General features: G+C 57.1%; 8 protein-coding genes. 7 read left to right on the top strand and 1 reads right to left on the bottom strand.

Going from position 1 to position 11671, the window contains the following annotated elements:
• Positions 1-11 precede the first annotated feature (11 nt).
• Positions 12-1493 (top strand): CHAP domain-containing protein, encoded by a 1482-nt coding sequence (locus tag U5709_RS00190; protein WP_321972505.1) that lies wholly within the window; start codon positions 12-14, stop codon positions 1491-1493.
• Between the two features lie 99 nt (positions 1494-1592).
• Here the strand turns inward: U5709_RS00190 and U5709_RS00195 are convergent, their stop codons facing one another.
• The gene (locus U5709_RS00195; protein ID WP_321972444.1) at positions 1593-2933 is read right to left on the bottom strand and encodes an NlpC/P60 family protein; all 1341 of its coding nucleotides are present in this window, start codon (positions 2931-2933) and stop codon (positions 1593-1595) included.
• A 253-nt stretch (positions 2934-3186) separates the two neighbouring features.
• Here U5709_RS00195 and U5709_RS00200 point away from each other — a divergent pair, with 253 nt between their 5' ends.
• The 6 genes from U5709_RS00200 to U5709_RS10630 form a co-directional block, all read left to right on the top strand.
• Positions 3187-4962, top strand: coding sequence for a L,D-transpeptidase family protein (locus U5709_RS00200; protein WP_321972445.1), 1776 nt, complete (start codon positions 3187-3189; stop codon positions 4960-4962).
• A 168-nt stretch (positions 4963-5130) separates the two neighbouring features.
• The gene (locus U5709_RS00205; protein ID WP_321972446.1) at positions 5131-6318 is read left to right on the top strand and encodes a sugar-transfer associated ATP-grasp domain-containing protein; all 1188 of its coding nucleotides are present in this window, start codon (positions 5131-5133) and stop codon (positions 6316-6318) included.
• Positions 6319-6336: 18 nt separating this feature from the next.
• The gene (locus U5709_RS00210; protein WP_321972506.1) at positions 6337-7554 is read left to right on the top strand and encodes a hypothetical protein; all 1218 of its coding nucleotides are present in this window, start codon (positions 6337-6339) and stop codon (positions 7552-7554) included.
• Between the two features lie 578 nt (positions 7555-8132).
• Positions 8133-10271 carry a GDSL-type esterase/lipase family protein gene (locus U5709_RS00215; protein ID WP_321971481.1) on the top strand — a complete coding sequence of 713 codons (2139 nt, stop codon included), beginning with the start codon at positions 8133-8135 and terminating at the stop codon, positions 10269-10271.
• Between the two features lie 28 nt (positions 10272-10299).
• Entirely contained in the window at positions 10300-11541 is a 1242-nt protein-coding gene (locus U5709_RS00220; protein ID WP_321971482.1) for a M20 family metallopeptidase, read from the top strand.
• A gap of 75 nt (positions 11542-11616) precedes the next feature.
• The coding region (locus tag U5709_RS10630; RefSeq protein ID WP_199583465.1) for a sugar phosphate nucleotidyltransferase at positions 11617-11671 on the top strand (55 nt) is incomplete at its 3' end.

The raw sequence follows: 11671 nt of genomic DNA on the forward strand, positions 1-11671 counted from the left end.
GGGGGGGGATTATGCATAAATCCTGGATACGTGGGGGTTACTCCGGCTTTGCTTGTGCGCTCGGTCTGACAATTGCGATGATTGCGGCGCCCGCGCTTGCTGTGGAATCTTTACCTGAAGCATCTGACATATATGCCGATGAAAGCATCGTCGAGGTCGAGATAGATGATGCCGCATGGGTCGAAACGGAGACAACCGAAGATCTGGCAGCTTCAAATGGCGACACTTTCCCGTCAGATTTTGAGACGAGCACCGAGGTCTCAAATGGTGCGACCGCCGAAGACGGAGATGTGAATGACTCTGACCCTACTGACGTAAAGCCTCAGGTTGAAGTTGACGATGAGGGTACGACGACTGAAGGCCTTGAGGAGATCGGGCCAAGCGAATCCCACGAGATTGAGTCGTCGGGGCTTGCTGCTGACGAGATCATTGAAGACGCGCACGATACAGAAATTCAGGATTTCCCTGCTTCCGTTGAGGGGCAATGTCAAGTCGAGCTCGCCGCAAACAATGCGAAGAATGGTTGGGTCAAGTCCAGCGATGGCACTCTTGAGTACTACGTGAATGGTGTTTTGACCACCCCTCACCTTGTGTTTTATGAGGACGAAGCATCCGGCAACCGCTATTGGTACGAGAACGGGCGCCCTGTCGAGGAGCATGCTTTTTGGGACCCCGTGACTGACCGTTGGTACTGGGCGGATGCTGGCGGCGTTCTTGCTCGTAACAAGGATACCTACATCCCCGTTAACAATGAGGCCGAGTCTGGAGACTGGCGTAACAATGGGTATGGCAAGTGGGTACGCGTAAGCGACGACTACTCCATGGTCAAGGGTGAGGACTATCGAGTTTCCAAGGACGATGGCCAGTGGCATTGGTGGTATTTCGATACTACGACTGCACAAATGCGCAAGGGCTTTTGCTGGGTCGACTCAAGCGGTGGCAAGTGGGTCTACTATGACCAGACCTTCGGTTGGATGGTTTACGGTGCTCAGATGATCGATGATCGCCCGTATTATTTCGACGAGTGCACCGGTGCTCGCCTTAGTGAGGATCAGCTCACGCAAAAGCTCATCGGCGTTATTAACACAACGTATGGGCAAGACATCGATTGTAATGGTGAACTCACGTCGGCCGGTGGGCGCATCTGTTCATGGGGGCCCTGCATGGCCTACGTCTGGTGGTGTTTCCGGCACGCCGGCCTCGGCGACTTCCTTTCTGGGGGCGAGACCTCCGGCTGGCCTCACGACAATTACTACTGGTATCAGAGCCGGGGCCGCCTGGACTATTCTCCCCGCATAGGCGACATCGCGTTTTTCCATTACCCTGGATGGACGGATGACATGGGTGTCCCCGCTGGGCACGCAGCTATCGTCGTCGCAATCAACGGCAACTCCGTGTTGCTGGCAGAGGCAAGTGAGCCTGGTATTGTTGCCAGATGGTACAACATTCGCGAGTGGTGCATTGTTGGGTACGGCCATCCGTACTGGAGCTAGGGCAATCCTCTCTGAGGTTCGATGGCCGTAAATTAAGAAAAAGGCGACCGGCACCGAGCCGGTCGCCTTTCGCTGTCGCGCAAGGGACGTCTATGCCCCCTACTTTTTCATCGCCGATCCGCCGGCAACAAAGTCGTTGAGATCCGATACAGGCCCCTCGGTGATGCCGCTGGATTTATCGGCAGAGTGAATAATGACCCCGTTGCCCTTGTAAATGGCGGCATGACGCAGGTTCGTCTCGGAAGTGCCGTAGAACACTATATCGCCGGGCTCGAGCTCGTTGATGTTGTACTTGAGGTTACCAAGGCTCTTGACCCACTTGATCTGGGCGTTAAAGGAGGAGTCGTTCCACCAGTCGCTGCCGCCCCAAGAATCCCAAGCTTGCACGTCGCACAGGTAGTGAACATAAGCGACGAACGCGTCGCACGTCAACCTGAGCTGCGTGTTGTGGGGCTGCACGGTGACGGTCGAGCCATACCACAGCCCAGAGTTCTTGGACTCGAGCGACTCGGCGGTCTCGAGTAGCTTCTTCACGGTCTTGTTGGTGTATGACACGGCGGAAGACGAGCCGGCATAGCCGCCGTTGCCCGTGTACCAGCCGAAGACGCTGTCGAAGACCATGGGGGTGCCGTTGACCCACTGGGTGCCATAGAGCATCCAGCCCATAACCTCGTCATAATAATAGGTCTTGTTTTCTCCGGCGCTCTTCACATAACGGGTGTTCAGGCCCTTGGCCATGGCTCCTGTGACATCGTCGAAATACCACCAGTGCATCTGGCCGTCATCTTTGGACTGACGGTAGTCTTCTCCGTGGACCATGCAGCCGTTCTCGTCGTAGCGACACCACTTGCCGCCGTTAGAGCCGATGTAGACATCTTTGTCGCGGTCCATCACGCCGGTGACCTCGTCGAAGTGGTACCAAGAAAGCCCCTGTTTAACTGTGGGGTCGCCATGCCAAATGGAGGAGTCGAGCAGATGCTCGCCGTGATACATCTCACCGGTAATCTCGTCGAAGTAGTAATAATTGCCGTGGTCATCGCTAAGGCCCTTGAGCATCACGCCGCTCTCATCGACACGGACCCACTTGCCGTTGGTGTCGGCCCAGGTTCCGTCGGCGTTCTTTTTGGACTCGTCGCGGGGGATGTATACGTCCTTGCCCTTGGCGATCGAGCCGTCGGCGTCCGCCCAATACCATTCACGGGACTCGGGGTCATAAAACGCGTGCTCGGTAGCCATTTGGCCGTCGTCGTACCAGCGGCTCTTGTCACTGCTCCAGCCGTTATAGACCGTCTCGGCCTGAGCGGCTGCCTCGGAATCGACGACATCGTCGACGGCGAGGGCGCTTTGAGAAGGTGCTGTAAAGGCGGCGGCGAGCGCAAGACTACCCAGAAGCCCGGCAACCACTGCTTTTCGGGGTGAGTTGGTCGTTGTGATCTTCATTCTTTGCTCCTCAGGTTCATTTACAACTGTAATTGAGTGTAGCCCAGCTCTAATGCAAACCCAATGTTATGTAGAGTTGGCGCGTAATTTATGGGACTTGAGAGACGCGTATCCAAAGAGTTTGGCTCTCGCTCAGTAATGAGCATGCGCACTGAATAAATTATGTCAATGGTCTCTTGTGGCCATTTGTCGGCATGAGTCCTCTAAACTCATTAAATTGTTTTTTGCAGCCAATAGGAAGGAAAAGTTTCACATGTCTTTTTCTTGGAACAAGAAGGCCACTGGAGCTGCCTTTGCCGTGGTAGCTGGCCTTACGCTCGCTATGGGTGCGACGCCGGTTCACGCCGAAGAGGTGCTTGTAAACGGGGCCGAGGGCGCTTCCGATGCCGTAACGGCCGAGGCTTCGCCCGCCGAAGACGTCGAGACGACCGTTGCCGAGACGCCTGCTGCCGATTCGAGCGAGGCTGACGAAGTTTCTTCTCCCTCTGGGACCGAGGGAAGCGACACCGTCGATCTTGACGATGCCGTGACCTCCGCGGGCGACGAGGGCGTCGATGCCGGCGCTGCGAGCGAGTCCGGCGAGGCTGCCGACGCTGGCGATGCTGACGACACCGATGCCGACGCCGCTGCTGACACCAAGATCGATTCGAAGACCGGCGCTGAGTCGGATGCGATCACCGAGAGGAACTCTACGGATGGCATGACTGACGATGTTGCCGACGAGGCCGTCGATGGTGACGCTGTCGTTGACACGGCCGACGCGAAGGACGCCGATGTCGCCGAGGCTGACCAGGCCGTGGCCCTCGCCGCAGAGAACACGCCCTGGTACGGTTGGTACACCGACGCCAACGGCGTTAAGTACTGGTACGAGGAGGGGCGCGCCGTCACCGAGCACGCCTTCTACGACTCCGGCACCGGCAAGTGGTACTGGGCCGACGCCGACGGCTCCATCGCACGCAACAAGGACACCTACATCCCGCTCGACAACAACGCCGAGAAGGGCGACTGGCGCAACAACGGCCAGGGCAAATGGGTGCGCATCTCAGACGACTACAGCATGGTCAAGGGCGAGGACTGTCGCGTCTCTAAGGTCGATGGCCAGTGGCACTGGTGGTTCTTCGACACTACTAGCGGCATGATGCTCAAGAACTTCGTTTATGTTCCCTCCAATGGCGGCAAGTGGGTTTATTACGACGACACGTATGGTTGGATGGTTTACGGCGAGCAGTATCGCCAGTCCAAGGACAATACCAAAGCCGGCTACCACTGGTACTATTTCGACAAAACTACTGGTGCCACGACCTATGGCTACAAGTGGCTTGCCGACGCCTCGGATTCATACTATGGCGGCAAGACGGTCTATTACGACACTACCATGGGCTGGATGCTCTACGACTGGCACTACATCAACGGTTCGTGGAACTACTTCGACACCGTCACCGGCCGTCAGTGCGCTTCCACCAACGCCGCGCATGATGCTTGGGAGTGGCTCAACTGGGCTGGAAGCGCTTCCGGTGCTACCAACGACGTATATGTCATGGTCGACAAGGTCCGTCTGAGGACCATGGTGTTCCGGAAGGTTAACGGTACTTGGATTCCGCTTCAGGACTACCTCTGCACGGTTGGCCGCAACAACAAGACCTACTCGGGCTTCTGGCACCTCGGCCTTTTGACCAATGAAGAGAAGGGCATCACCAACGGCTCCGTCTATGATCACAGCGCCAACGGCTATGGCGCTCAGATCGACAACTTTACGGACAGCAACAGCGGCCCTATCACCTGGTCTGGCCCCGCTGTCGCAAAGGTCGAGATCGACCGTTTCGCGAACGTTTCTTATCGATATCACTTCGTCCAAGATCAGGGAATTCACTCCGTTATCCACACGGGAAATAACGAGGATTCGCAGCTTGGTAAGTATATTTCTGACGGCTGCGTTCGCTTGAGCACCGTTAATGCCAAGTGGATTTTTGACTGGGTGCCTATGTACACCACGATTCGTCTTTACAACGATGTGCGTTTTAACAATTAAATTTATGCACTTATAGCACTACTCAGCAGCGGCTTTCCGAGGCTCCCGGAGAGCCGTTGTTTTTTGCTTATCTATAATCAGGGCGGTCGCAACGTTGGGCTAGCATTTGACCCATATAATGAACTCAATTTGTGCTGATCCGTATTTGGCTATGAGAAAGGCAATTAGATGGTAGAGAACACCATGGAAGCCCTGCTCCAGGACGGCTTCGCAAAGAAGATGGCCAATCAGTACCTCGGCAACCTCGAGCGCGAGCGCAAGAGCAACGCCGAGGCCCAGTTCATCGACCCCGAGCTGCTTGAGTGGGCCCACGCTAACGGCTTCTACGGTGAGACCGCCGTGGCGCTGCAGCTCAACGAGCAGAACAAGAACGATTACCTCTCGGACTACGACTACTGCCGCGTCTGGCCGCTCAACGACTGGGAGCGCTTCTGGATTAACGACAAGCTCACCTTCGCCTACCTGTTCGCGGGCACGGAGTTCGAGAAGTACATCCCCGAGAGCTACTACTACGTCGACCAGACCCGCATCTTGCCGCTGATCAACAGCCACATGGACAAGTCGCTCGATGGCTTCATCGCCCTGCTCAAGGAGAAGGGCGAGTTCGCCTGTAAGCCCTGCAACGGCGGCTGGGGCATGGGCTTCAATAAGCTTTCCTACCTTGACGGCACCTTCTATGTGGGCAACAAGGAGGCCACCGAGGACGAGGTCCGCGACTTCGTGACCGCGAACCGCAACTACCTCTACACCGAGTTCTTCCACCCCGCCGAGGAGTTCGCGCAGATCAACCCCGTTATCCACACGCTTCGCATCCTCATGCTCAACGAGGACGGCGTCTCGCCCACCACCGTCGCGTCCTACTTCCGCTTCGCCGTTTCAGACGACTCGGGCATCAGCAAGAACGACGACAGCAAGAGCAACTTCAACCTGCCGCGCGAGCCCGGCCTGCGTCTCTTCAACGTGCCCTTCGACCCCAAGACGGGCAACTACGGCGCGAGCACCGGCAAGCACTCGATCCTTCTGAGCTACAACGACGGCCGCAAAGACGTGGACACCCACCCCGACAGCGGCACCTACGTGGACGGCAGGATCGAGAACTGGGCCGAGCTCGAGGAGATGCTCAAGCAGATGGCCATCCGCGTGGCCCCGGTCGAGTGGCTCGGCTACGACCTCTGCATGACCGACAAGGGTCCTAAGCTCATGGAGATCAACTCTCACTCCGGCTGCACCTACCTGCAGATGTTCACCCCGTACCGTACGCACGAGGTCCTCGCGCCGTACTTCGAGAAGCGCCTCGCGGCCATCGACGCCCTGGGCGAGGACGCCATCAAGGCTCGCAACGGCATCCCGCGCTAAGCCTAGGAGTTTCCCCGCATGTCTTCTATCTTGCTCCTCGGTGGCTCCAAGCAACAGGTTGTCGCCATCGAGGCCGCCAAACGACTGGGCTACCGGACCGTGCTGTGCGACTATTTGCCGGATAATCCCGGACAATACGTCGCTGACGTGTTCTATCAACAGAGCACGACTGATAAGCAAAAGATGCTCGAGATTGCCCAACTTGAAGGCGTCTCGGGGGTTCTTGCGTACTCCTCTGATCCAGCGGCGACAACAGCCGCCTATGTTGCCGAGCGGCTCGGGCTTCCCACGAACCCGCTTAAGTCTGTTGAGGTCCTAAGCGAGAAGCACCTGTTCCGCAAGTATCTGGCCGGTCACGGGTTCCCGTGCCCTAAGTCCGTTCCTGTGGCCGTAGGCGCTTCGGCCGATGAGGTGTTGGGGGTTTTGCTCGGGGAAGAAATGAGTTTCCCTGTCGTCATCAAGCCGACGGATTCCTCGGGCTCTAAGGGCGTGAGCATCATCGACGCGCCCGATATCGAGAAGTTTGCGCGCGCCCTCAAGACGGCTGCAGGGTTCTCTCGCAACGAGGTGCTCATCCTCGAAGAATACATCGAGTATGGTTTTCCACGCGTCATCGGTGGCGATGTGTTCGTCGTTGACGGGGAAGTGCGGTTCTGGGGGCTTATGAGCTGCCTGCGCGATTATCGCCAGGGAGGCCTTGTGCCGGTGGGGGAGCGGAACCCGTCAGGTCTCTCGGATATCCAAGAGACTCGCGTCCGCGAGCAGGTCCAGGCGCTCGTCACCTCCTTGGGCATCGAGTTCGGCGAGCTCAATGTTGAGATTATTGTTGGCAAAGACGACGTGCCGTACTTTCTCGAGCTTGGAGCACGTGCCGGTGGAAACATGATTCCCATCCAGCTCTCCGACCTGTCGGGCATTGATTTGGTGGAGGCCAACGTCCGCTACGCGATGGGGGACCGTTCTATGCCCATCGATTTCTGCGGCAACGGCCTCGCTTTCTCCACGTACGTCTTGCATGCCGACCGCGCTGGCATATATCGCGAGCTCCGCGTTTCGCCTGAGATCGTAGGACATGTGTACAGGACCGTCATGTATGTTGAGCCCGGAGACGCAGTGGAGCCTTTTGACGGTGCCAACAAAGCCCTTGGTATCGTATTCCTCAGCTTCGACGACGAAGCACAGCTCGAGGATGCCTGCGAGACCCTTGGCAATCAGATTGCAGTAGAGATTGATTAGAAGTTTGTTTTGTAAAGGACGGAACCATCGCCTCGTATAACGCCGAGGCTGTCATTGATGTGTCCGTGTGGGACGTAGAGATTGCCTGAGCGGCCGTCAAGAATACATTAAATCGCCAATGGCAATGCGGGGTCGCAGAACAAGGTAATCGACGTCTACGGAGGGTCGGCCGAAGCCGGTGCGAGGCTGGCCTTGTGGGCCGCCCTTGGCGGTGCGAACCAACGCTTTGAGATTCGCAACGTCGATGGCTCTTCAAGCTCTAAGAATGTGGCCGTGTCCACGGGCTGGCATCTCCTTGACGAGGTCACATGAGCCATGTTCCACGGCGATACCTATGCCCCTGCAATGGTGTCAAGTGGGTCCGATGCGATCACGTGACCGGCCAGATGATCCAGGGCCTGCATTATTACGATGAATTTTGGTACTACTTTGACGCCGTAACCAGAAAGATGGCTCACGGTCAGACTTGGGTTCCGGATTGGGTCGCGTGCCACTACTTCGATCAGGTTGCCGGCAGGGGTTAGTAGTAGGATGGCGTTTGTTCGCCTGGCGCAATTCGTTATGTTTTGAGGAGCGATATGGATCTTAAGGCTAGCGCCCGCGTTCTTCCGGTGGCGGTGTCGGTCGCCGTGGCTGCAGGCATCTCAGTCAGCCCCGTTTTTGCGTTGGGCGAGGAGAATGCTTTCGACCAAGGTAATTGTGCCGCTGCCGAGGATGCGACTCAAGATGAAGAGGTGGCTGTTGTCAAGCCGGAAGAATTTGAGGAGGGTTCATCTTCGGCTTTCGATCAGTTTCCGGTTGAGGGGAGGCCCCTTGACGACCTTTCCGGTGCTGCGGACCTCGGTGTCTCAGTTGAAGCTGGGGATGATGCCGGGTCCGATGTCGGAGAAGCTCCAGGTGACGTTGCAACTGGTGAGAAGGGCACCGAGTCTGCCTCAGATGAGCTTGTTTACAATGACTCCTGTGCCGAGGGTGAGTCTGGCGGCAGCGGTGTTCCTGATGTAGAGCCCGAAGACGCCTCCAACGTGTCCGCGGGTTCGGAATCTCCTTCGGCATCGGATTCAGCCACGACCTTGACTTCAAACGACGAGCTCAAGAGCTATGAGCTCGAAAGCCAGATTCCCTCCGAGCCGGAGGCGACCTTGCCTGATGGCTGGAACTATATCGACGGCCAGTATTTCTGGGTCGAGAACGGGCAGGTTGTCAAGGACAAGGCTTTCTTCGCCCCCGAGACAGATGGCTCAACCGGTAATCAGTACTGGTATTGGGCTGATTCGGACGGCGCTATCGCCCGCAATAAAGACGTGTGGATCGGCTCGCAATCTAAATGGGTGCGCTTCGATGAACATGCCCACATGATCAAGGGCGAGGATTTTCGCTACGGAGGCTGGTATCTCTTCGACGAGATTACCGGCGCGATGCTCAAGGGTTTTCGTTATATCCTGAGCAACGGCGGCAAGACGGTCTACTACGATGACATCAACGGCCAAATGGCGCATGGCGAGTCGTATGTCGGCAACAACGAGGAGCGCTCCGGTTGGTTCATGTTCGACGTCTGTACGGGCGCGATGTATACGGGCATGACGTTTGTGCCCAGCAACGGCGGCAAGTGGGTCTACTACGACATCGATAACGGCTCCATGGCCCATGGCGAGAGGTTCCTCAGCTACGACTCCGAGCACAACGGCTGGTATCTCTTCGACAACATCACGGGCGCCGTTCAGTACGGGTTTCAATTACTTTCTGATGTTCAGAAGTGGGTCTACTACGATTCTGTGACTGCGATCATGGTGCATGGCGAGTCGTTTGTGGGTGACGGCTGGTGCCTCTTCGACGATGTTGACGGGTCTCTTCAGTACGGGTGGAAATACCTTGCCGCCGGCCAGAAGTGGGTTCATTACGACGGGGTCACGGGCCGCATGCAGTATGGTGAGCAGGAGCTAGGCGGGGTTAAATACACCTTCGACTGGGTCACCGGAGCCCTTCTCAACGTGCCCGCCGGCTTCGATCCCTGCAGGATCTCCGCGTTGGATCGCGGGGATTTGCAACTTGGGATACTCATAAAGAGCGGCCAAGTGCGCTCCGTTCGTATCATCGGCGATTCCATCCTCGCCGGCATCGGGTGTCAGGATCAGTTCTCCACCAATGACAACGTGATTCTCGCCACAGGCGATTCGACGTTCTACGAGCCTTCCGCTTATCTCCACAGCGCTTCGAACATGCTGCGCTCAGACCTTGAGGGCTTGGGGGTCTCCCTGGTCAATGCCAGTATTCCTCAAATCGGCTGCATGAAATTCTACTCGGAGTATGGGGAGATGGCGCAAGGCGACGAGGATCTTGTGGTCGTCATGGTCGGCGCAAACGACCGCGGATCTTACGACAAGTCCGAGACACTGGGTGATTTTGAGGCCTATTCCGAGCAGTTCATTTCAGCGCTTGTGGAGAACTACGGCAGCGACCGTGTGGTGGTGTGCTCCTCGACACCTACCTTAATTGAGCAGGACAACTTTTCGATTGAGCAGGAGGACGCCGTGCTGAGGAATCTCTGCGCGGCAAAGGGATGGAACTTCGTCTCGATCTACTCTAACTTCAGCAAGGTTGCCGATGCCGAGGGTTTCGACTTGAGCCAACTCCTTCTTTCCAGCGATGGGCTGCACCCCAATAGGCGCGGCCAGCAGGTGCTGTATAAGGCGCTCTCCGAGTCGTTGAACCTTTAAGGCGGAAAGGACCGTTGCGTTGTTTGACATGACCGAGCCCCACCGCGCGAAGGAGCCGACCCCTGTTGCCGCAGCCCTCATCGGCGGAAAGCACTTATACGATGAGGCTGAAGCTTTGAGTGGTGTTCTCAGTGCATGGCGTCACGAACTTCATCAGTCGCCTGAGCTTGGGTTATCCACACCGCTTACCACCAAGTACATCTTCGATACGCTGAGCAATATGGGTTTGGAGCCGAAGGTGGGCAATGCTGGTGAGGTGGTGGTGCTTCTCGGGCTCAGCGATGGACCCTGCATCCTATTACGGGCCGATATGGACGGGCTCCCGTTCGAAGAGCGCTCCGGGGAGCCTTGGGCTTCCGTCAACGGTTGCGCCCATGCATGTGGACACGACATGCACTCCTCCTCTCTTTTGGGTGCGGCGAAGCTTTTGTGCAGCCGCGAAGAAGATCTCCGTCGGATTGGGGGCTGCGTGAAGCTCCTCTTTCAGCCCGGCGAGGAAACTCTTACCGGCGCAGCGGCCGTTGTTTCAGACGGCGTGTTGAACGCGCCGCAGGTGGATGCTGCTTTTGCGCTCCATGTGAATGGCCGCTGCCCTATGGGCCTCATGATCTACGGTGACAATGAGTTTGCGGGCGCTTGGAGTTTTCGAATCGTCCTCCATGGGCGTGGCGGTCACGGCTCCGCGCCGCAGAAGTGCAATGATCCAATTACTGCGGGAGCGCATATTCACGGAGTTTTACCCGGTCTCGTGGAGTCAACGGTCGGCGACGCGTCGGAGGCGGTCATCTCCATCGGTTCTTTCCATGGAGGGACTGCTCCGAACGCAATTCCCGACGAGTGTAGGCTTGAGGGAACGATGAGGGCATTTAGACCCGAGGTGTTGTCCGAACTTAAGAGGGACGTCATCCGGACTGTCCAGCGAATTGCATGCGAGCATGGGTGCACGGCTGACGTCGAGTCGCTCTCTGCTGTGCCACCAGTAAACGTCGACGCAAGCCAGACGTCTGCCTGTCTTTCCTATATCGGATCGGCCCAGCCGGACATTCGTTTTCGCGGAATACAGCATTCGCTCGGCGCCGAGGATTTTGCATTCATATCTGAGCGGGTGCCTTCGGCCTACCTGACTGTTGGAGCCGCCGTCCGAGACACCGACAACCACTTCTCGATGCACGACCCTAGGATTCGCTTCGATGATGCCGCGCTTCCGATGTGCGCGGCTGCGTACGCATCCGTGGCTCTTGGGTGGATTGCCGACCACGTTAGCCAATGAGCTGCCGACATAGCGGTAGTTTGGCTTAGAATCTTGAAAAACTGTGTAATCAGACGTTCATGGGAGGCTCTTGTCATGAAGGGCATCATCCTCGCCGGCGGGTCCGGCACCAGGCTCTACCCGCTGACGC

This window comes from Paratractidigestivibacter sp. (assembly GCF_963660155.1).
In the GTDB taxonomy this organism is placed as follows: Bacteria; Actinomycetota; Coriobacteriia; order Coriobacteriales; family Atopobiaceae; genus Paratractidigestivibacter.